Annotated in this window: 22 protein-coding genes; 17 read left to right on the top strand and 5 right to left on the bottom strand. The window is 73.4% G+C overall.

Annotation, left to right across the window (positions count from 1 at the left end):
- Positions 1-338: 338 nt before the first annotated feature.
- On the bottom strand, positions 339-1,880 hold the full coding sequence (locus tag B086_RS0115695; RefSeq protein WP_018567370.1) for a hypothetical protein: 1,542 nt from the start codon (positions 1,878-1,880) through the stop codon (positions 339-341).
- A 244-nt stretch (positions 1,881-2,124) separates the two neighbouring features.
- On the opposite strand from B086_RS0115695, the gene lipB reads away from it, so the two are divergent.
- The 4 genes from lipB (at position 2,125) to B086_RS0115675 (ending at position 5,358) form a co-directional block, all read left to right on the top strand.
- Positions 2,125-2,925 carry a lipoyl(octanoyl) transferase LipB gene (lipB, locus tag B086_RS0115690; RefSeq protein WP_018567369.1) on the top strand — a complete coding sequence of 267 codons (801 nt, stop codon included), beginning with the start codon at positions 2,125-2,127 and terminating at the stop codon, positions 2,923-2,925.
- Positions 2,926-3,066: 141 nt separating this feature from the next.
- Complete coding sequence (lipA, locus tag B086_RS0115685; RefSeq protein WP_018567368.1) at positions 3,067-4,032, top strand: lipoyl synthase; 966 nt, start codon at positions 3,067-3,069, stop codon at positions 4,030-4,032.
- A gap of 294 nt (positions 4,033-4,326) precedes the next feature.
- Complete coding sequence (locus B086_RS0115680; RefSeq protein ID WP_018567367.1) at positions 4,327-4,527, top strand: hypothetical protein; 201 nt, start codon at positions 4,327-4,329, stop codon at positions 4,525-4,527.
- Positions 4,528-4,653: 126 nt separating this feature from the next.
- On the top strand, positions 4,654-5,358 hold the full coding sequence (locus B086_RS0115675) for a DUF4191 domain-containing protein (RefSeq protein WP_018567366.1): 705 nt from the start codon (positions 4,654-4,656) through the stop codon (positions 5,356-5,358).
- A 98-nt stretch (positions 5,359-5,456) separates the two neighbouring features.
- Here B086_RS0115675 and B086_RS0115670 read toward each other — a convergent pair whose 3' ends face one another.
- Positions 5,457-5,924, bottom strand: a complete 468-nt coding sequence (locus B086_RS0115670; protein WP_078509958.1) for an RDD family protein — start codon at positions 5,922-5,924, stop codon at positions 5,457-5,459.
- Positions 5,925-6,131: 207 nt separating this feature from the next.
- On the opposite strand from B086_RS0115670, the gene glnA reads away from it, so the two are divergent.
- Positions 6,132-7,541 carry a type I glutamate--ammonia ligase gene (gene glnA, locus B086_RS0115665; RefSeq protein ID WP_018567364.1) on the top strand — a complete coding sequence of 470 codons (1,410 nt, stop codon included), beginning with the start codon at positions 6,132-6,134 and terminating at the stop codon, positions 7,539-7,541.
- Positions 7,542-7,675: 134 nt separating this feature from the next.
- On the opposite strand, the gene B086_RS0115660 is transcribed toward glnA, so the two are convergent.
- Positions 7,676-7,945, bottom strand: a complete 270-nt coding sequence (locus B086_RS0115660; RefSeq protein ID WP_018567363.1) for a hypothetical protein — start codon at positions 7,943-7,945, stop codon at positions 7,676-7,678.
- Positions 7,946-8,195: 250 nt separating this feature from the next.
- Here B086_RS0115660 and B086_RS0115655 point away from each other — a divergent pair, with 250 nt between their 5' ends.
- From B086_RS0115655 to B086_RS0115640, 4 genes are all read left to right on the top strand, one after another.
- Positions 8,196-8,450 carry a hypothetical protein gene (locus B086_RS0115655; protein WP_018567362.1) on the top strand — a complete coding sequence of 85 codons (255 nt, stop codon included), beginning with the start codon at positions 8,196-8,198 and terminating at the stop codon, positions 8,448-8,450.
- Positions 8,451-8,537: 87 nt separating this feature from the next.
- Positions 8,538-9,461, top strand: coding sequence for a zinc metalloprotease HtpX (gene htpX / locus B086_RS0115650; protein ID WP_018567361.1), 924 nt, complete (start codon positions 8,538-8,540; stop codon positions 9,459-9,461).
- Between the two features lie 2 nt (positions 9,462-9,463).
- Complete coding sequence (gene pspAB, locus B086_RS0115645; RefSeq protein ID WP_018567360.1) at positions 9,464-10,048, top strand: PspA-associated protein PspAB; 585 nt, start codon at positions 9,464-9,466, stop codon at positions 10,046-10,048.
- Positions 10,049-10,067: 19 nt separating this feature from the next.
- Entirely contained in the window at positions 10,068-11,801 is a 1,734-nt protein-coding gene (locus tag B086_RS0115640; RefSeq protein WP_018567359.1) for an alpha/beta fold hydrolase, read from the top strand.
- Positions 11,802-11,897: 96 nt separating this feature from the next.
- Here the strand turns inward: B086_RS0115640 and B086_RS0115635 are convergent, their stop codons facing one another.
- Together B086_RS0115635 and B086_RS0115630 are read right to left on the bottom strand one after the other, a co-directional pair.
- A complete protein-coding gene (locus B086_RS0115635; RefSeq protein WP_018567358.1) occupies positions 11,898-12,215 on the bottom strand; it encodes a hypothetical protein in 318 nt (105 codons plus the stop codon).
- 203 nt (positions 12,216-12,418) lie between these two features.
- Entirely contained in the window at positions 12,419-13,312 is an 894-nt protein-coding gene (locus B086_RS0115630) for a polysaccharide deacetylase family protein (RefSeq protein WP_018567357.1), read from the bottom strand.
- Positions 13,313-13,466: 154 nt separating this feature from the next.
- On the opposite strand from B086_RS0115630, the gene B086_RS0115625 reads away from it, so the two are divergent.
- The 8 genes from B086_RS0115625 to B086_RS0115590 all read left to right on the top strand — a co-directional run bounded on the left by B086_RS0115625 (position 13,467) and on the right by B086_RS0115590 (position 19,720).
- Entirely contained in the window at positions 13,467-13,829 is a 363-nt protein-coding gene (locus B086_RS0115625; RefSeq protein ID WP_018567356.1) for an arsenate reductase family protein, read from the top strand.
- 213 nt (positions 13,830-14,042) lie between these two features.
- The gene (gene glnII, locus B086_RS0115620; protein WP_018567355.1) at positions 14,043-15,071 is read left to right on the top strand and encodes a glutamine synthetase; all 1,029 of its coding nucleotides are present in this window, start codon (positions 14,043-14,045) and stop codon (positions 15,069-15,071) included.
- A gap of 211 nt (positions 15,072-15,282) precedes the next feature.
- The gene (locus B086_RS44590; protein WP_158679335.1) at positions 15,283-15,426 is read left to right on the top strand and encodes a hypothetical protein; all 144 of its coding nucleotides are present in this window, start codon (positions 15,283-15,285) and stop codon (positions 15,424-15,426) included.
- A 6-nt stretch (positions 15,427-15,432) separates the two neighbouring features.
- Positions 15,433-16,074 carry a winged helix-turn-helix domain-containing protein gene (locus B086_RS0115610; RefSeq protein WP_018567353.1) on the top strand — a complete coding sequence of 214 codons (642 nt, stop codon included), beginning with the start codon at positions 15,433-15,435 and terminating at the stop codon, positions 16,072-16,074.
- A gap of 76 nt (positions 16,075-16,150) precedes the next feature.
- Positions 16,151-17,161: an NAD-dependent epimerase/dehydratase family protein gene (locus B086_RS0115605; protein WP_037873573.1), complete on the top strand. Its 1,011-nt coding sequence runs from the start codon at positions 16,151-16,153 to the stop codon at positions 17,159-17,161.
- 87 nt (positions 17,162-17,248) lie between these two features.
- A complete protein-coding gene (locus B086_RS0115600; RefSeq protein ID WP_018567351.1) occupies positions 17,249-18,541 on the top strand; it encodes a sensor histidine kinase in 1,293 nt (430 codons plus the stop codon).
- Positions 18,526-19,179: a response regulator transcription factor gene (locus B086_RS0115595; RefSeq protein ID WP_018567350.1), complete on the top strand. Its 654-nt coding sequence runs from the start codon at positions 18,526-18,528 to the stop codon at positions 19,177-19,179. The genes B086_RS0115600 and B086_RS0115595 overlap by 16 nt, the downstream gene beginning before the upstream one ends.
- Positions 19,180-19,219: 40 nt before the next feature.
- Positions 19,220-19,720, top strand: coding sequence for a tetratricopeptide repeat protein (locus tag B086_RS0115590; RefSeq protein ID WP_018567349.1), 501 nt, complete (start codon positions 19,220-19,222; stop codon positions 19,718-19,720).
- Positions 19,721-19,738 lie beyond the last annotated feature (18 nt).

Below are 19,738 nucleotides of genomic sequence, written 5' to 3'. Positions count from 1 at the left end.
CGCCGACGGAAGCCGTACGGCTGTCCGGGCGCGGCCCGGCCGGTGCCGAGCCGCCCCGGCTGCGAGGACGGCGGCCGGTCCACGCCCGCTCCGCCGAGCAGGCGGCAGGTGCCGCCCGCGACCGGCAGACGCCCACCGCCCGCCGCACCCGTGACCGGGCACCACCACGCCGACCCGCACGCGCGGCAGCCTTCCCGGCCACTCGGCGCGGGCCGCGCGCCGCGATGCCCCGGCCACGCCCTCGGCCGACCAGCACGCACCCTCCGCCCCGCCGCGACCAGGCACCGCCGCCCGGCCGCACGACCGGCCGTCGCCCGCCCGCACCGCGTCCCGGCTGCTCAGCCCAGGGACGCCACCTTGTCGCGGTACGTGCGGACCGGGGGCGCGTCCTTGTAGGGCTCAAGGCGGCGTTCGAAGTCGCGGACGTACTCGTCGGCGCGGGCCGAGCGCATGTCGGCGGCCTGGGCGGCGGCCTCGGCGCCCAGGCGGCAGGCCTGTTCGAGGTCGCCGAGGCCGAGGCGGGCGGTGGCGAGGACGACCCGGCTGAACAGGCGGCTGCGGGCGTACGCCGGGGCGCGGAGCTGGAGGGCGCGTTCGGCGTGCTGGGCGGCGGCGCGGTACTGCTGGAGGTCCCGGTGGCAGTGCCCCAGTTCGTCGGCGAGCTGTCCCTCGTCGTAGGAGCGCGCCCAGAAGGGCACCTCGTCACCGGGCCTGGCCGCCTCCAGGGCGCGTTCGGCGCGGGCCAGCGACGCCGTGCAGGCGCGGACCTCGCCGAGCACCCCGTGCCCGCGTGCCTCGGCCGCGTGCAGCAGCGCCTGCACGGCGGGCGGCGCGGAGCCGCCGAGGCCCTGCTGCGCCACCCGGGCCAGCTGGACGGCCTCCCGCCCGTGCGCCAGGTAGACGGCCTGCCGGCTCATGGTGACCAGGACGTAGGCGCCGTAGGCCCGGTCCCCGGCGGCCTGGGCGAGCCGGAGCGCCTGGACGAAGTAGCGCTGGGCGAGGCCGTGCGCGGCGATGTCGTACGACGTCCAGCCGACGAGCCGGGTGAGGTCGGCCGCCGCCGCGAACAGGCGGCGCCCGGTCTGCTCGCCGTAGCTGCCGCGCAGCATCGGCTCGCACTCGTGTTCCAGATAGCGCACGAGGGCCTGCCGGGCGTGCCCGCCGCCGTACATGTCGTCGAGGCTGCGGAACAGCTCGCCCACCGAGCGCAGCGCGGCGATGTCCCCGGGGGTGACCCGGCGGCCGGGTTCCTGCTCGGTCCGGGCGCGCTCGGCCCGCCCGCGCTGGCGGGGCACGCCGGGGACCGGCTGCCCGGTCCCGGCGAGCGGGGGCGCGGACGCGGACGCGGGCGCGGGCGTGGGCCGGGACGGCGGCGCGGCGGCCGTACGGCCCTGGGCGGGGACCCGGGGCGCGGCGGGCTGCTCGGTCCGGGCGACGCGGTCGTCGGCCCGCCCGATCAGCCAGTCGCGGCTGGGCACCACGAGCCCGGCCGGAGTGAAGGCGATCTTGCGGAGTTCGGCCTGGCTGCCGGAGTCCTTGCGCCACAGCCCGCTGACGATGTCGACGGCCTCCTCGGGGGCGGCGGCGAACTCCAGCCCGGCGTAGACCGGGGCGCAGGCGTCCAGGCCGAGGTCCTGCGCGGTGAGGCGGCGGCCCAGGCGCCGGGTGAAGACCTCGGCGATGAGGGCGGGGGTGGTCCCTCTGGGCTGCTGGCCGCGGAGCCAGCGGGTGACCGAGGTCTTGTCGTATCTCAGGTCCAGGCCGTGTTCGAGGCCGAGCTGGTCCACACGACGGGCCAGACCTGCGTTGGAGAACCCCGCTTCTGCGATGAGCGCGGCGAGCTGGCGGTTGGGGGTGCGCTGCGCGGGTCGTTCCGTCATCTGCGGTGCGGTCTCCTGCCTTTCGGGCCCGCACGCGGGTGCGTGGTGCCCGGATTGCCTGTGAGCAGCCCTTATGGCCTCATGAACGGCGCGAATGTAGCGGAGAGTGAACACCCGGCTGCGCTCTTCGGCACCTATTCATCCGATCGTGTGAGGATTGCCCGCGCGGCTGACGCGCGGCGGCCGGACGTACAGTGGCGTGGGCGCATGACGTGCCTGACGACCTTCCAGGGAGGCGCTTGCCGTGAGTGAGGTGCGGTTCGTCCGCAGGGGATTCGGTGCCGAGGCCGTGGACTACCAGGAGGCCTGGGACGAGCAGCGGCGGGTGCACGCGGCCCGGTTCGCGGACGAGATCCCCGACACCGTGCTGCTGCTGGAGCACCCGCCCGTGTACACGGCGGGCCGGCGCACCCAGGACAGCGAGCGCCCGCTCGACGGCACCCCCGTCGTCGACGTGGACCGCGGCGGCAAGATCACCTGGCACGGCCCCGGACAGCTGGTCGGCTACCCGATCCAGAAGCTGCCCCGCCCGGTGGACGTGGTGGCGCACGTGCGGCGCCTGGAGGAGGCGCTGATCCGCACCTGCGCGGAGTTCGGCCTGGAGACCACCCGGATCGAGGGCCGCAGCGGGGTGTGGGTGCTCGGCGACCCGGTCGAGCTGCGGCCCGCGCTCGGCGGCCTCTCCCTCGACTTCGACCCGCGGCTGGCCGACGAGGAGTTCGACCCCCGGCTGAACGGTCCCGAGTACGCGCCCTCCAACGCGGGCCAGCGCCGCGAGGACCGGAAGATCGCCGCCATCGGCATCCGGGTGGCCAAGGGCGTCACGATGCACGGCTTCGCGCTGAACGTGAACCCGGACAACAAGTGGTTCGACCGGATCATCCCCTGCGGGATCCGGGACGCGGGCGTCGCCTCGCTCGCGGCCGAGCTGGGCCGGGACGTCACCATCGCCGAGGTGCTGCCCGTGGTCGAGCGGCATCTGCGGGACGTCCTGGAGAACGCCGACCTCAGGCCGCGCGCGGTGGAGAAGACGGCGGCCGTCTGACGGCGCGGCCCGGCGGACCCGCGGCACTCGCCCGGCGACGGGAATGATCTCCGCGGGTCGAAGGTTGGCCTCACCGACAGGGCGCAAGGAACACGGGCGTACGCTGGGTACGCCGAAGAATCGAAGTTACAGGGAGCCGATGTGTCCGCAGTCGCACCCGACGGACGCAAGTTGCTGCGCCTGGAGGTCCGCAACAGCCAGACCCCCATCGAGCGCAAGCCCGAGTGGATCAAGACCCGGGCGAAAATGGGTCCCGAGTACACGAAGATGCAGAACCTCGTGAAGAGCGAGGGCCTGCACACGGTCTGCCAGGAAGCCGGCTGCCCGAACATCTACGAGTGCTGGGAGGACCGCGAGGCGACCTTCCTCATCGGCGGCGACCAGTGCACCCGGCGCTGCGACTTCTGCCAGATCGACACGGGCAAGCCCGAGGCGCTGGACCGTGACGAGCCGCGCCGCGTGGGCGAGTCCGTGGTCACCATGGACCTGAACTACGCCACCATCACCGGCGTCGCCCGCGACGACCTGGCGGACGGCGGCGCCTGGCTGTACGCCGAGACCGTGCGCCAGATCCACGCGCAGACGGCGGAGCGCGAGGGCGGCCGGACCAAGGTCGAGCTGCTCGCCCCCGACTTCAACGCGGTCCCCGAGCAGCTCGCCGAGGTGTTCGAGTCCCGGCCCGAGGTCTTCGCGCACAACGTCGAGACGGTCCCGCGGATCTTCAAGCGGATCCGCCCCGGCTTCCGCTACGAGCGCTCCCTGAAGGTCATCACCGAGGCCCGCGACTTCGGCCTGGTGACCAAGTCCAACCTCATCCTCGGCATGGGCGAGACCCGCGAGGAGGTCGTCGAGGCGCTGAAGCAGCTGCACGAGGCGGGCTGCGAGCTGGTCACCATCACGCAGTACCTGCGCCCGAGCGTGCGCCACCACCCGGTGGAGCGCTGGGTCAAGCCGCAGGAGTTCGTGGAGCTGAAGGAGGAGGCCGAGCGGATCGGCTTCTCGGGCGTGATGTCCGGGCCGCTGGTACGGTCCTCCTACCGCGCCGGGCGGCTGTACCAGATGGCGATCGAGAAGCGGGGCGCCTTCGTCGCCGCGCAGGCCGTCTGAACCGCCCACGCCGCCTGACGCACCGTCAACCGCCGCGTCCCGCCGCCTCCGACGGGACCGCCGGGACTGTGTGAATTCGAGCACAAGAACTTACCGCTCAGTAAAGGCCGAGACGACGCGGTCCCGGGCGTCCCCGCAGATGAGGGCGCCGGCCGGGGCCGCGTCGCCCTTTTGGCCCGCGATGTCAGGGCTTCACCGCTGTTTGACCGGTCGGTCACGCCCTGGTAACACCAGACAGTGACCCTGGTTCCACACCATCCGCGTCCGGAGCCGTTACGAGGGGGGACCTCCACCATGCAGGCCGCGCCCGTCCGCGCCACCGCCATCCCGTCCTTCTCGGTCGCACTCCGTGCGGTCGAGTCGCTGCTCATGAGCGGCGGCCAGCGCACCGCCCGCCGCAACGCCTGGACCTCCGTGCTGGAGGACCGCCGCCGCGCCAAGGACCGGGTCGAGGCGCAGCGCGTCCTCGACCGCTTCCCGGCCGTACGCCCGTAGCGCGCGCCGCGCCTGCGCCCGCAGCGCGCCCCGCCGTACGCCCGCGCCGCGCCCCGTCGCACGCCCGCGGCCGGACGCCGGGCACTGCGTCGTCGGCCACTCGCGGGGGCACGTAGACTTCGTGGCATGGCGAGGAAGGAAACCGCAGCCGAGGCTGCGAACCCGGGGCGACTGAAGCAGATCGCCCTGACGTACAAGATGACCCGCAAGGCCGATCCGAAGATCGGCCTCGTACTCGCGGCTGTCGGCATCGTCGTCTTCGGTGTCCTTCTCGGGATCGGCTTCTTGATCGGCCACCCCGTCTATCTGGGCATCCTGGGCCTCCTGCTCGCCTTCCTGGCGATGGCGGTCGTCTTCGGCCGCCGGGCCGAGCGGGCCGCCTTCGGGCAGATGGAGGGGCAGCCGGGCGCCGCCGCCGCGGTGCTGGACAACATCGGCCGCGGCTGGACCACCACCCCGGCCGTCGCCATGAACCGCAGCCAGGACGTGGTGCACCGCGCGGTCGGCAAGGCCGGCATCGTGCTGGTCGCCGAGGGCAACCCGAACCGGGTGAAGACCCTGCTCGCCGCCGAGAAGAAGAAGATGAACCGCATCGTCGCGGATGTCCCCGTGCACGATGTGATCGTCGGCACCGGCGAGGGCCAGGTCGAGCTGAAGAAGCTGCGCACGACCATGCTGAAGTTCCCTCGCGTGCTGACCGGCCCCCAGGTCACCGCCACCAACGACCGGCTGCGCGCCCTGGGCGACCTGATGAGCAACATGCCGCTGCCGAAGGGCCCGATGCCCAAGGGCATGCGGATGCCGCGGGGCGGCGGCCCGAAGGCGCGCTGAGCCTTCCCGGCGTACGAGCGGACAGCGTAGAGCTGAGTAGAGCTGAGGGGCGCCCGGATCACTCCGGGCGCCCCTCAGCTCTACTCAGCTCTACGCTCCTACAGCCGGACCTCGACCGTGCCCGCGAGCCGGTCGTGCAGGCCGCGGCCGTCGCGGTCCCAGATCAGCGCCGGGAGGGCCAGGAAGAGCAGCACCGTGCGCAGCAGGGCACGCAGCGGCTGGACGCGGCCGGTGCCGAGGGCGACCACCCGCAGCCCGAGCAGCCGCTTGCCGGGGGTGCAGCCGACCGTGCCGAGGGTGAGCACCATCAGTACGAGGAGGATGAGGGGGCCCCACACCTGGGCCGCCTCGTTGTAACTGTCGGCGATGAGGCCGTATGCGATCAGGAGGCACAGGCCCCAGTCGACGGCGAGGGCGGCCAGCCGCCTGCCCGGCCGGGCGATCGAGCCGGGGCCCTGCTCCGGCAGTCCGAGCTGTTCACCCCGGTAACCGAAGTCGGCGCCCGCGTCCTCCATGGCCGCGCGCGGTCCGGAGAGCCACGATCCCACTGCTTGCCTGTTGTCCACCCGTCCACGGTACTGCGAGGCTGGAAGTGGGACGGCCGCCGGGGTGTCCACGGACGTGACCGCGCCCCGGCCGGTTAACTTCTGCGAAACAAACGGGTCACGCCCGGGAAATCACCCGTCCCTAGGGTCGAGGCACCGTGTGCCACCGCACTGGCCGCACGCACGATCTACCACCCCGGCGGGACGGTCGGGAGTAGGAGGAGCTGGATGTTCCAGAACGCCGACGAGGCCAAGAAGTTCATCGCGGACGAGGACGTCAAGTTCGTCGACGTCCGCTTCTGCGACCTGCCGGGCGTCATGCAGCACTTCACGTTGCCCGCCGATGCGTTCGACCCCGATGACGAGCAGGCGTTCGACGGATCCTCGATCCGCGGCTTCCAGGCCATCCACGAGTCGGACATGTCCCTGCGTCCCGACCTGTCCACCGCGCGGCTGGACCCGTTCCGCCGGGACAAGACCCTCAACATCAACTTCTTCATCCACGACCCGATCACGGGCGAGCAGTACTCCCGTGACCCGCGCAACGTGGCGAAGAAGGCCGAGGCGTACCTGGCGTCCACCGGGATCGCCGACACCGCGTTCTTCGGCCCCGAGGCCGAGTTCTACGTCTTCGACTCCGTGCGCTTCCGCACCGCCGAGAACGAGTCCTTCTACCACATCGACTCCGAGGCGGGTGCCTGGAACACCGGCGCGCTGGAGGACAACCGTGGGTACAAGGTCCGCTACAAGGGCGGCTACTTCCCGGTCCCGCCGGTCGACCACTTCGCCGACCTGCGCGCCGAGATCTCCCTGGAGCTGGAGCGCTCCGGCCTGAAGGTCGAGCGCCAGCACCACGAGGTGGGCACCGCGGGCCAGGCGGAGATCAACTACAAGTTCAACACGCTGCTCGCCGCCGCCGACGACCTCCAGCTCTTCAAGTACATCGTGAAGAACGTCGCCTGGCGCAACGGCAAGACCGCGACCTTCATGCCGAAGCCGATCTTCGGCGACAACGGCTCGGGCATGCACGTGCACCAGTCGCTGTGGAGCAACGGCGACCCGCTGTTCTACGACGAGGCCGGTTACGCGGGCCTGTCGGACACCGCGCGCTACTACATCGGCGGCATCCTCAAGCACGCGCCGTCGCTGCTGGCCTTCACCAACCCGACGGTGAACTCCTACCACCGCCTGGTGCCCGGCTTCGAGGCCCCGGTGAACCTGGTGTACTCGCAGCGCAACCGGTCCGCCGCGATGCGCATCCCGATCACCGGCTCGAACCCGAAGGCCAAGCGCGTCGAGTTCCGCGCCCCGGACGCCTCCGGCAACCCGTACCTGGCGTTCTCCGCGCTGCTGCTCGCGGGCATCGACGGCATCAAGAACAAGATCGAGCCGGCCGAGCCGATCGACAAGGACCTCTACGAGCTGGCGCCCGAGGAGCACGCGAACGTCGCCCAGGTCCCGACCTCCCTCGGCGCCGTCCTCGACCGCCTGGAGTCCGACCACGAGTTCCTGCTCCAGGGCGACGTGTTCACGCCGGACCTGATCGAGACGTGGATCGACTTCAAGCGCACCAACGAGATCGCCCCGCTCCAGCTCCGCCCGCACCCGCACGAGTTCGAGCTGTACTTCGACGTGTGACCGGCACCGCGCCGCCCGGCGCGACGCCCCATGGAACCGCCCCCCGTGCAGTGCTCGCACGGGGGGCGGTTCCTCGTTTGAGGGGTGCCGGTCCTCGGTCCTCGGGGTGCAGTCGGGGGGACCCGGCGCCGGTGTCAGAGCACGATCACGACGACCGAGCTCTGGTTGTAGCCGAAGCCATAGCCGTAGCCGTACCCGGGGCCGTAGAGGGCTCCGCGGTCGCCGCGGCGGCCGTAGCAGTTGCTGCTCCACCAGCCGCAGCTGCCGTGGGTCGCGGTGGCCGAGGTGCCGGCCGGTGCGGTGGCCGCCGAGGCGGTGCCCGCCGTGCCGATCGCCGCGCCGCCCGCCAGCAGGAGGCCGGCGGTGGACAGTGCGAAGAGTCGCCTCGCGCGTGGTGCTTTCATGGAAAACCTTCCCTTCCACCCGCTCGTGCCGCTGGTACGGCTCCTCGGGTGACGTGCCGGAAGGCCGCGGCCGGCCGCAGCGCGCTCACTTGCAACGAGGCTAGCCGCCGCCGCACGACTCAGCATCTTGAGCCGAACGAGGGACGCCCCCGTGCAACCTTCCGGCGTCCGGCGGGTCTCCTACTGACGGAGCCGGCGACGGCAGAAGACAGCAGAAGAACGGCAGAAGACAGCAGAAGAGGTGACGGGCATGGCCGGACACGACGACTTCGAGCGGGAATTCGATCACCGCTGGGCGAGCGCCGCCGAGCACAAGGAGCCCTCCGCGCGGGCCCGTATGCTCGCCGCCCGCTGGAAGGACGACCCGCCCGGCCCGGTCCCCTTCCGCGGCGACCCGGGCCCCGCCGTCCCCCGCCGCTCCTCCTGGATATCCACCGCCGCCGTCCTCGGCTCCGTGGCCGCCCTGATCGTCCTCATCGGCTACGCCCAGACGCACGGGGTGTAGCGGGCCGCCCGCCGGGCCGCCCCGCAGGTGCACACTGGAAGCGGGAGGGGACTGATTCGTGGGTGCCTTTCTGCGGGGTGATGGACGATGCAGAGCCGCTTCCGGAGCGACCGGCGGCTGACCGTGCGCATGGGGCTGACGCTGTTCCTGCTCGGGTTGCTGTACGTGGCGTTCGTGGCCGCGTTGATCGTGTTGCTGAAGTCGTGGGTGCTGGTCGTGGTGATCGCGGCGGGTGTGCTCATCGCGCAGTACTGGTTCTCCGACCGGATCGCGCTGTTCGCGATGCACGGGCGGGTGGTGGAGCCGGAGGAGTTCCCGCAGCTGCACGCGGTGATCGACCGGCTGTGCGCCATGGCGGACATGCCGAAACCGACGGTGGCCGTGTCCAGCATGGACATGCCGAACGCGTTCGCGACCGGGCGCAACCCGGACAACGCCGTGGTGTGCGTGACCACCGGGCTGCTGCGGCGGCTGGAACCCGCCGAGCTGGAAGGGGTTCTCGCGCACGAGCTGTCGCACGTGGCGCACAAGGACGTCGCGGTGATCACGGTCGCCTCCTTCCTCGGGGTGCTCGCGGGGCTGGTGGTCCGGTTCGCGTTCTACTCGGAGCTGCTGGGCGGACGGGGCCGCAAGGACCAGAACACGCTGGCCGTGTTCGCCGTGGTGATGGGGGTGTCGGCGGCCGTGTACGCGATCAGCTTCCTGCTGATCCGGGCGCTGTCGCGGTACCGGGAGCTGGCGGCCGACCGGGCGGCGGCCCTGCTGACCGGGCGGCCCTCCGCGCTCGCCTCGGCGCTGACCAAGGTCACCGGTGACATCGCCCGGATCCCCTCGGAGGATCTGCGCACCGCCCAGGCGTTCAACGCGTTCTACTTCACTCCGGCGCTGGGCTCCGACCCCGGTATCGCCCGGCTCTTCTCCACCCATCCGAGCCTGGAGCAGCGGCTGGCCCAGCTGGGGCGGATCTCCGCCGAACTGGGCGAGGCCGCCGCGCCGGGGAAGGCGGGCTGAGGATGGGCCTCCTGGACATCCTGCTCGGCCGCAGCAGGCCCGCCCCGCCCGACCTGGACCAGCTCTTCGCGCTGCCGTCCGCCGCGGTGACGCTCCAGGCGGCGACCGGCTTCACCCCGACCGGGCAGGGCGCGGTGTGCTTCGCCACGGTCGAGGGCGCCGCCTTCGAGCAGACCCACCGCGAGGTCCAGGCGCTCCTGGACGCGGACACCGACCGCACCGGACCGCCGGTGGAGCTGTCCCGGGACTCCTACGGCTACTCCTGGCTGGTCTCCCACCGCGCCCCGGACCAGCTGCCCGACCTGGTCAACGACCTGCACGCCGTGAACAGCGCCATGGAGGTCAACGGCTTCGGACCCCAGCTGCTGTGCTCGCTCGCCGGTTTCACCGACGGCACCGGCCGCCCGCTCGCGCTGGTGTACCTGTACAAGCGGGGCAGCTTCTATCCGTTCGCCCCGCTGCCCGGCCAGGAGCGGCGGCGCGACAACGCCCTGGAGATCCAGGTGAAGGCCGCCCTCGCCGGTGACCTGCGCATCGAGCAGGATCTGAGCCGCTGGTTCCCGGTTTGGGGCGCGCCGGGGCTGTGAACCGTGCGTGAATGGCGGGATGCCTGATCCGCACCGTCCCTCCCGCGTCCCGGACCAGTACGCCCTGCCCGGTCCCCCGCCCGGTTCCGCCGACCCCCTCGGCACCGTCGCCGCCTTCGTCCAGGAGTACGACGGCGAGGCGCTCAGCGGGGTCCACGCCCACGCCGGTGCCGTACCCGGGCGGCCCACGGCCGTGCTGCTGCACGGTGCCGGCACCGGGTGCGCGGCGCGGCTGCGGCCGCTGTTCGCCGAGTTCGCCGCGCACGGCTGCCCGGTGCTCGCCTTCGACTTCTCCGGGCACGGCTCCAGCAGCGGCGCGCTGAGCGAGCTGACCCTGCGGCGGCGTTTCGAGCAGGCGGTCGCGGTGATCGACAAGTGGGTGCCGCAGGACGGGGCGCTGGTGCTGGTGGGCTTCAGCATGAGCGGGCAGACCGCGGCCGACCTGGCACGGCACTACGGGGACCGGGTGGCCGGGCTGGGCCTGTGCGCGCCCGCCGTCTACGCCGCCGAGGCCTGGGACGTGCCGTTCGGCACCGGGGACGGCGCCTTCAGCGAGATCATCCGCCGCCCCGGCTCCTGGCGCGCCTCCCCCGCCCTGGACGCGCTGCGCGCCTACGAGGGCCGGGCGGTGCTCGCCGTGCCCGGCACCGACGACGTCATCCCGGCCGAGGTCACCGAGGCCGTGCAGGACGCCCTGGCCGCCCGCGCCCGGTTGACCCGCCTCGACGTGCCCGGCGCCGGGCACCGGCTGGGCGAGTGGTTCCACGACCACGCCGGGGACCGGCGGGACTTCGTGAGCGCGGTGCTCGCCGGGCCGGACGGCCGCGGCTGGGGCGCGACCCGGGCGTGGGTGGCCCGGCAGCTCCCGCCGGGCCGCTCGGTGCGTACCGCCGAGCGGCTGCGGGGCGGGTCCACCTCGCAGATGCGGGCGCTCACCCTGGACGACGGCGGCGCCCTGGTGCTGCGTACGGTCGTCCGGCCGTTCTTCCGCCGCCACGCCCCCGCGCTGCTCGCCCGTGAGGCGGCGGTCCTGACGCTGCTGGCCGGTGAGACGGGCGTCCCGGCGCCGGAACCGGTCGCCGTGGACGCCGCCGCCGAGCACTGCGACCATCCGAGCCTGCTGATGTCGGCGCTGCCGGGCCGGACGCGGCTGGACGAGCCGGGCCCGGCCGAGCTGGAGCGGCGCCTGGAGCTGCTGGCGGCGCAGCTCGTCCGCGTCCACGCCGTCGTACCGCGGGCGCCGCACGAGCGGCCGCGGACCTACGAGGCATGGACGCCGCCGGAGCGGGTGCGGGCCCGGCCGGGTGAGCTGTGGGAGCGGGCGGTGCGGATGCTGCGCCGCGAGCCGCCCGCGTACGAGGGCTGCTTCCTGCACCGGGACTTCCACCCGGGGAACGTGCTGTTCACCGGGGCGGGCCCGGAGCTGCGGATCAGCGGGGTCGTCGACTGGGTGGAGACGTCCTGGGGCCCCGCCGATCTGGACGTGGCGCACTGCGCGACGGCGCTGGCGCTGCTGCACGGTCCCGGCCACGGGCTCGCCTTCGCGGACCGCTACGAGGCGCACGGCGGACGCCGTCTGGCCCGGGGGCGCGACCAGCTGTACTGGCGGCTGCTCGACGCCCTGCACTACGCGCCCGACGCGGACCGGCTCGCCGGGCCCTGGCGCGAGCTGGGCCGCACCGATCTCACGCCCGCGGTGCTGGGCGACCGGCTGGAGGCGTACGTGGCCGGGCTGCTGAAGCGGTACGGCTGAGCCGCCCGCCGGGCGCGCCCGTGCCCCGCGGCGCGCCGGGTGCCGCCGGGTGCCCCGCTCGCGCGCGGCACCCGGGGGCGGCCGGTCCCGGCCGGATCAGCGGGCGTAGCGCATCAGGGCGCGGACCATGTGGCAGGTGGTGGCGGACGGCGGGTGGACGCCGATGAGTTCGGCGGTGGCGCCTATCGTCTCGTCGCGGGCCCCGCCCGGCTGGATGCCGGAGTCGAGCAGGGCGATGGCGAGCCGCATCGCCTTCAGGCGGCGGTTGTGCGTGACGTACCACTCGCGCGGGCGGCCGGGCGGCAGCGGGCGCTTGTGCACGGGCGCGTAGGGCCGGTCGAGCGGGACGGGGCGCTCGGCGGTGGACTGGGTCGGCAACGGCTTCGGCTCGGGCTTCAGTGTGGCGGCGGACACCGGCATCCTCCTGTCGCGAGGGGGCGCCGGCCGGGGACCGAGACCCCGGTGACGCCCTCGAACACTGACTCCATTCTACCGCCGGGCACTGACAACGGCAGGGTCGTGGAACCGCGTAAAGCCCCAGGTGAGCAGGGAAATTGTCGCTGCGTCACCCGCGGTTCGCACGGGGCGCGCGGGACGGAAGAAAATCGAACAGAGGCTTACTGGGCGGGCGGCTGGATGTAGTCCTCCAGGCGGGCCACGGTGAAGCCCTGCTCCTGGATGCGCTTGAGCATGTTGGCGAACATCGTCGTCATGGTCGTGCCCTTGAGCTCGGAGGGGCCGCGGAAGTGGGCCAGGATGATGTCGCCGGGGCGCAGCTTCTTGTCCGCGGTCTGGTACTGCATGTTGCGGATCTGCATGGACTCCCGCCACCAGACGATCGCCCGGGGCCCGCACGCGCTCACCGCCGCCTTGGTGTCGGCGTTGTAGGCGCCGTAGGGCGGCCGGAACAGCAGCGGAGCGGTGCCGTACTGCTGGGTGAGGATCTTCTGGTCGCCGCAGATCTCCTGCTTCTGGCGGGACAGCGGGAGGGTGTTCATGACGGGGTGGTGCAGGGTGTGGTTCTGGATGTGGTTGCCCAGCTCCTGCAACGGCTTGAAGTACGCGTAGTCCGACTTGGCCGCGTCGTTCATCAGGAACATCGAGACCGGCACCTTCAGGTCCCGCATCATCCGGATGAACCGGGGGTCCTTCTCCTGCCCGTCGTCCAGCGTGATGAAGACGATCTTCTGCGAGGTCGGTATGTGGGTGAGGACCGGGACGGTGCCGTGCGCGGAGAGCTTGACGGGCTTGTCGGCCGGGGGCGCGGGGGCCGCGGGCAGGGGCTTGAGCCCCCACTTGTGCCAGGCGGCGGCGGTGTCGGCGGCGGTGTCCCGGTGGGCGCCCGCCGTGGGCGCGGGGCCGCGCGTGGCGCCCGTGGACCCGGTGGAGCCGCCCGGCTCGCCGCCCCCGGCCCCGCTGCCGCCCGTGCCGCAGCCGCCGGCCGTCAGCGCCAGGACGGCCGTGCCCGCCAGCGCCCCGTAGAACCTGCCTGCCCTGCTGTGCCGCTTCACCGCGCCGTTCTCCCTCTGCTGTGCGTACGCATGCCGTACGGGCATCCGTGAGGAAGACGAGTCGTACGCGCGTGCGGTGCCGTTTCCGGCCGCCCGAACCGTGCGGAGGCCCGGCGGCGGGTCCGCCGGGGACGGCGGCGGCTACCGTGGCCGCATGGAGATCTGGATCAATCCGGCCTGCTCGAAGTGCCGCAGCGCGATCGGCGTGCTGGACGCCGAGGGCGCCGAGTACACCGTGCGCCGCTATCTGGAGGACGTACCGACCGAGGACGAGATCCGGACGGTACTGGCCCGGCTCGGGCTCGAACCGTGGGACATCACCCGCACCCAGGAGGCCGCCGCGAAGGAGCTGGGCCTGAAGGACTGGCCGCGCGAGGACGCCGCGCGCGGGCGCTGGATCGCCGCGCTGGCCGCGCACCCGAAGCTGATCCAGCGGCCGATCATCACCGCCGACGACGGCACGGCGGTGGTGGGGCGGACCGAGGAGGCGGTCCGGGACGCGCTCGGCCGGGGCTGACGGATCGGGCGGCGGCCGGTCCCGCGGGCGCGGACGCGCCGCCGCTCCCCCGGTAACACGGGGTTCACACTCGGGCAACGGCCGGGAAACCGGCTGTTGACAGGCTGCGGGTATCCACCGCGACGCACCGGTGCCGCCGCCCCGCCGGGGTGGCCCGGCGGCACCGCACCGCACCGCGCGTGCACCCGTGACACCCCGAAGGATGTGGCCCCCGTGAGCTTCAAGGCTGAGTACATCTGGATCGACGGCACCGCGCCGACGGCCAAGCTGCGTTCCAAGACGAAGATCCTCAGCGACGACGCCCAGGGGACCGAGCTGCCGCTGTGGGGCTTCGACGGGTCCTCCACCAACCAGGCCGAGGGCCACTCCTCCGACTGCGTGCTCAGGCCGGTCTTCTCCTGCCCCGACCCGATCCGCGGCGGTGCCGACCTGCTCGTCCTGTGCGAGGTCCTCGACACCGACCTCACCCCGCACGTGTCCAACACCCGCGCCGCGCTCGCCGGTACCGCCGAGCGGTTCGCCGCGCAGGAGCCGGTCTTCGGCATCGAGCAGGAGTACACCTTCTTCAAGGGCTCGCGCCCGCTCGGCTTCCCCGAGGGCGGCTTCCCCGCCGCGCAGGGCGGCTACTACTGCGGGGTCGGCTCCGACGAGATCTTCGGCCGCGACGTGGTCGAGGCCCACCTGGAGAACTGCCTCAAGGCGGGCCTGGACCTCTCCGGGATCAACGCCGAGGTCATGCCGGGCCAGTGGGAGTTCCAGGTCGGCCCGCTCGCCCCGCTGGAGGTCGCCGACCAGCTCTGGGTGGCCCGCTGGCTGCTCTACCGCACCGCCGAGGACTTCGGCGTCTCCGCGACCCTGGACCCCAAGCCGGTCAAGGGCGACTGGAACGGCGCGGGCGCGCACACCAACTTCTCCACCCGGGCGATGCGCGAGGGCTACGAGGCGATCATCACCGCGTGCGAGGCGCTCGGCGAGGGCTCCAAGCCGCTGGACCACGTGAAGAACTACGGCGCGGGCATCGACGACCGGCTCACCGGGCTGCACGAGACCGCCCCCTGGGACACCTACCGCTACGGCGTCTCCGACCGCGGCGCCTCGGTGCGCATCCCCTGGCAGGTCGAGAAGGACGGCAAGGGCTACATCGAGGACCGCCGTCCGAACGCCAACGTCGACCCGTACGTCGTGACGCGGCTGCTCGTCGACACCTGCTGCGCGGCGCTGGAGAAGGCCGGCCAGGTCTGACCCGTACGGCAACCCCGGGGCGTCCACCGCGAGGTGGGCGCCCCTCGTGCTGTCCGGGAAACCGTCCAAGCAGTGAGAGGAGGGTCCTGCCGGGGCGCGGCGTCTGCTTCAATGGAGCCATGGCCAGCTTCCAGAAGTGCAGCGCGACGGGTCGCCATGACCTCGAGCCCTTCTGGCCTTCCCGTCAGCACCACGACTTCGACCGGGTGTGTTGCCGCGCGACGATCGCGCGGGCCCTGTAGAGCCGTACACCCCGGTCTCCGGCCAGCGCACCACGACGTACGTCCCCGGCGCCCGCGACCACGAACTCGCCGCCGCCGTCCCGACCGACGAACTCGACGCGCGAAAGAGCTGACCTCTCATGGCGACCTCTCGTTCTCTGACCACCGCCGCCCTTCCCGCCGCTTCCGGATCCGCCGCCTCCCCCGCCTCCCCCGCGCCCGCCGCCCGGCACCGGCTGCGGGCCGTGGACCGGGACGAGGTCGTGGACGTGACGGAGTTCCTGCCGCCGGGCGCCACCTGGCTGCCGGCCCCGCAGCACACCCTGCCCGCGCTGCCGGGCCGCCCGCCGATGATCGGCTACCTGGTGCTGGTCCCGGCCGACCAGCAGCCGCCGTTCCCGCCGGTGGCCGTGCCCGACCGCCCGCAGGCGGCCCCGGTGGCGACCGGCGGGGACACCGGTACCGCCGCCGTGGGCCCGGTGGGCGGCGATCCGCTGGTCCGGGTGGACACCGCACGGCGTGTCGCCGCGGTCGGCGGGCACGAACTCGACCTCACCTACCTGGAGTTCGAGCTGCTCGCGCATCTCGTCGCGCATCCGCACCGGGTGCACACCCGCGACCAGCTCGTCACCACGGTGTGGGGCTACGGCCACGTGGGCGACGGCCGCACCGTGGACGTGCACGTGGCCCGGCTGCGCCGCAAGCTCGGCGCCGAACACCGCGCCGCCATCCAGACGGTGCGCCGGGTGGGCTACAAGTACGCCCCGCCGAGCGGCCGTTGACCGGCCGGGACGCACCCGCTCTGCCGACAGCAGAGCCCTGTTCCCTCCCGCGGCCGGACCGGGCACAGTCACCGGTATGAGACTTCTGGTGCTGGGTGGTTCGGATTTCGCGGGACGGGCCGTCGTCGAGGCGGCGGCCGGGCGCGGCTGGGACGTGACGGTCCTGAACCGGGGGCGGCGGGCGGTCGCCGCCCCCGGGGTGCGGTCGCTCGTCGGCGACCGCACCGCGCCCGGCGGTCTTGCCGCCCTCGCCGCGGACAGCGGGGAGTGGGACGCGGTCGTCGACACCTGGTCGGCCGGGCCCCGCCCGGTCCGCGACGCGGCGCGGCTGCTGCGGGGCCGCGCCGGGCGGTACGTGTACGTCTCGACGTGCTCGGTCTACGCCTGGGCGCCGCCCGCCGGGTACACCGAGGCGGCGCCGCTGGTGGAGGGCGCCGACCCGGACGCGGACGGCACCGACTACGCCCGCGACAAGCTGGGCGCCGAACTGGCGGTGACCGGCGCGTTCGGCGCCGGTGACTCGGTGCTGGTGCGCTCGGGGCTGATCCTCGGCCCGTACGAGAACATCGGCAGGCTGCCCTGGTGGCTCGGCCGGATCGCGCGCGGCGGGCCCGTCCTGGCGCCGGGACCGCGGGAGCTGCCGTTGCAGTACGTCGACGTGCGCGACCTGGCCGCGTGGATCCTCGGCTCGGTGGAGCGGGAGCTGAGCGGGCCGTACAACCTGATGAGCCCGCAGGGGCACGCCACCATGGGCGAGCTGCTGGACGCCTGCGTCGCGGTGACCGGCTCGGGTGCCGAGCTGCGCTGGACCGATCCGGAGACGGTCCTCGGCGCGGGCATCGAGCCGTGGACCCAGCTGCCCGTGTGGACGCCCCCGGGCAGCGCGGAGCACGACGCCCTGCACGCCGCCGACGTCTCCCGGGCGGTCGCGGCCGGACTGCGCTGCCGCCCGGCCGCCGAGACGGTCGCCGACACCTGGCGGTGGCTGTGCGACACCGGGGGCGTCGCCCCCCAGCGCCCGGACCGGCCCCTGGTGGGCCTGGACCCCGAGGTGGAGGCGAAGGTGCTGGGCCTCGGGCGGCCCTGACACCGCGCGAGGGTGGTGCCGGCGACACCCCTCGTCCGGGGGCCCGGCCCCGTGACGGGTGCCGTCGCGCCGGGCGAGACTTGCCGCATGGACACGAAGAGCGGGCAGGGTACGGGGGACGGCCGGGGCGCGGCCGGGCGGGCACGGACGGTGGCGGCGGCCGGGCTGCGGGGGCTGCTGCTCGCCGTGGTCTCGCTGACCGGATCGATCACGCTGTTCGTGCTCGCCGTGCTGTCGATCGCCTTCGTGCCGCTCGGCATCGGCTTCCTCACCACCCCGCTGGTGCTCGGCGGCGTGAAGGCGTTCACCGACTGGCGGCGGGTGGTGGCCGCGGAGTGGTGCGGGGTGCGGATCCCGGCGGTGTACCGGCCGCTGCCCGAGGGCGCCGGGCCCTTCCGGCGCACCCTCCTCCTGCTGGGCGACCCGGCGACCTGGCGCGGCCTCGGCTGGCTGCTGACCGACATGACGGCCGGGTTCGCCACCGCGCTGCTGCCCGCCGCGCTGCTGCTCTACCCGCTGGAGGGCTTCGCGCTGGCGGCCGGGCTGTGGCGGGCGTTCACGGACGGCACGCACACCGGGTACTGGTACGCGTTCGTGCCCGTCTCCGGCCAGGCGACCGCGTTCGGCGCCGCCGCCCTCGGCGCGGTCCTGCTGGCGGCCGCCTGGCGCCTCACCCCGCTGCTGCTCAGGAGCCACTTCCTGCTCACCCGCTCGGTGCTCGGCGGCGGCAGCGGCGAACTGGCCGAGCGGGTGCGGGTGCTGACCGAGACCCGGCGCGACGCGGTCGACACCTCCGCCGCCGAACTGCGGCGCATCGAACGCGATCTGCACGACGGCGCGCAGGCCCGGCTGATCGCGATGGGCATGGACCTGGGCACCGTCGAGGCGCTCATCGACCGCGACCCGGGGCAGGCCAAGGAGCTGCTGGCGCGGGCCCGGAAGAACTCCGCCGACGCCGTGGTCGAACTGCGCGACCTGGTGCGCGGCATCCACCCGCCGGTGCTGGCCGAACGCGGACTCGGGGACGCGGTACGGGCGTTGGCGCTGCGGATGCCGGTGGAGACCGAGGTGACGGTGGAGCTGCCGGGCCGGGCCGACGCCCCGGTGGAGTCGGCCGCGTACTTCGCGGTCAGCGAGGTGCTCACCAACGCCGTCAAGCACGCCGACGCCCACCGGGTCTGGATCGACCTGCACCACCGCGACGGTATGCTGCGCATCGCGATCACCGACAACGGCCGGGGCGGCGCGGTGATCGGGGCCGGTTCGGGCCTGGCCGGGATCGAGCGGCGGCTGGGTACGTTCGACGGCGTCCTGGCCGTCAGCAGCCCCGCGGGCGGCCCCACCATGGTCACCATGGAGATTCCGTGCGTGTTGTCCTAGCCGAAGACCTGTTCCTGCTGCGGGACGGGCTGGTGCGGCTCCTCGAAGCCCATGACTTCGAGATCGCGGCGGCGGTCGGGTCCGGCCCCGAGCTGGCCCGCGCGCTGGCCGAGCTGGAGCCGGACGTCGCCGTCGTCGACGTACGCCTGCCGCCCACGCAGACCGACGAGGGGCTCCAGTGCGCGCTGCGGGCCCGGCAGGAGCGGCCCGGTCTGCCGGTGCTGGTCCTCTCCCAGCACGTGGAGCAGCTGTACGCGCGCGAGCTGCTGGCCGACGGCAACGGCGCGGTGGGCTATCTGCTCAAGGACCGGGTCTTCGACGCGGCGCAGTTCATCGACGCGGTGCACCGGGTCGCCGCGGGCGGTACGGCGATGGACCCGCAGGTCATCCAGCAGTTGCTGGCGAGGCGTTCGGGTCCGGACCGGCGGCTGTCCCGGCTGACGCCGCGCGAGCTGGAGGTGCTGGAGCTGATGGCGCAGGGCCGGTCGAACGCCGCCATCGCGCACCAGCTCGTGGTCACCGAGCGGGCCATCGCCAAGCACACCTCCAACATCTTCGCGAAGCTCGGCCTGGAGGTCTCGGACGACGACAACCGGCGGGTGCTGGCCGTCCTCGCCCATCTGGACCGCGACCGCTGAGCCGCCCGGTGCGGGCAAACGGGTGTGCGAGAGTGGCCCGATGGACCAGGACTGGGAAGACCGCGTGACCGCCGCATGGGCCCGCTTCGGGGAGCTTCCCGAGAGTGCGGCGCCCGCGTTCCGGGCGGAGATCGACGCGCTCGTCGCGGAGTTGCCCGAGGACAGCCCGCTCGGGCCGTTCGAGCGGGCCTGCGCGTGGGACTCCACCGGGCACTCGGACCGGGCGGTGCCGCTGTACCGGGAGGCGCTGGCGCGCGGGCTCGACGGCTACCGGGGCCGCCGCGCGAAGATCCAGCTCTCCAGCTCGCTGCGGAACACCGGGCACCCGGAGGCGGGCGTCGAGCTACTCACCCCCGAACTGGACGCCCCCTCCGACGAGTTGGACGACGCGGTGCGTGCCTGCCTGGCGCTGTGCCTGTCGTCCCTCGGCCGGGACCGCGAGGGCCTGTCCCTGGTGCTGGGCGCCCTCGCCCCGCATCTGCCGCGCTATCAGCGCTCGATGGCCAACTACGCCCGTCTGCTGGTGGCTTCGGACGACTGAGGCGCGGGGGCGGTGACC

It is taken from the genome of Streptomyces sp. PsTaAH-124, from assembly GCF_000373685.1.
Classification (GTDB): Bacteria; Actinomycetota; Actinomycetes; order Streptomycetales; family Streptomycetaceae; genus Streptomyces; species Streptomyces andamanensis.
The sequence above is the reverse complement of the archived record's forward strand: the minus strand, read 5'-3'. Positions and strand labels throughout refer to the sequence as shown.

Excerpts from the sequence above, each read along its gene's own strand:
- B086_RS0115660 (WP_018567363.1), bottom strand. The coding sequence starts at position 7,945 with ATGAAAGCACCACGCGCGAGGCGACTCTTCGCACTGTCCACCGCCGGC.
- B086_RS0115640 (WP_018567359.1), top strand. The coding sequence starts at position 10,068 with ATGCCTGATCCGCACCGTCCCTCCCGCGTCCCGGACCAGTACGCCCTG.
- B086_RS0115675 (WP_018567366.1), top strand. The coding sequence starts at position 4,654 with ATGGCGAGGAAGGAAACCGCAGCCGAGGCTGCGAACCCGGGGCGACTG.
- htpX (WP_018567361.1), top strand. The coding sequence starts at position 8,538 with ATGCAGAGCCGCTTCCGGAGCGACCGGCGGCTGACCGTGCGCATGGGG.
- pspAB (WP_018567360.1), top strand. The coding sequence starts at position 9,464 with ATGGGCCTCCTGGACATCCTGCTCGGCCGCAGCAGGCCCGCCCCGCCC.
- B086_RS0115600 (WP_018567351.1), top strand. The coding sequence starts at position 17,249 with ATGGACACGAAGAGCGGGCAGGGTACGGGGGACGGCCGGGGCGCGGCC.
- B086_RS0115610 (WP_018567353.1), top strand. The coding sequence starts at position 15,433 with ATGGCGACCTCTCGTTCTCTGACCACCGCCGCCCTTCCCGCCGCTTCC.
- B086_RS0115695 (WP_018567370.1), bottom strand. The coding sequence starts at position 1,880 with ATGACGGAACGACCCGCGCAGCGCACCCCCAACCGCCAGCTCGCCGCG.
- glnA (WP_018567364.1), top strand. The coding sequence starts at position 6,132 with ATGTTCCAGAACGCCGACGAGGCCAAGAAGTTCATCGCGGACGAGGAC.
- B086_RS0115590 (WP_018567349.1), top strand. The coding sequence starts at position 19,220 with ATGGACCAGGACTGGGAAGACCGCGTGACCGCCGCATGGGCCCGCTTC.
- B086_RS0115680 (WP_018567367.1), top strand. The coding sequence starts at position 4,327 with ATGCAGGCCGCGCCCGTCCGCGCCACCGCCATCCCGTCCTTCTCGGTC.
- B086_RS0115605 (WP_037873573.1), top strand. The coding sequence starts at position 16,151 with ATGAGACTTCTGGTGCTGGGTGGTTCGGATTTCGCGGGACGGGCCGTC.
- B086_RS0115655 (WP_018567362.1), top strand. The coding sequence starts at position 8,196 with ATGGCCGGACACGACGACTTCGAGCGGGAATTCGATCACCGCTGGGCG.
- B086_RS0115625 (WP_018567356.1), top strand. The coding sequence starts at position 13,467 with ATGGAGATCTGGATCAATCCGGCCTGCTCGAAGTGCCGCAGCGCGATC.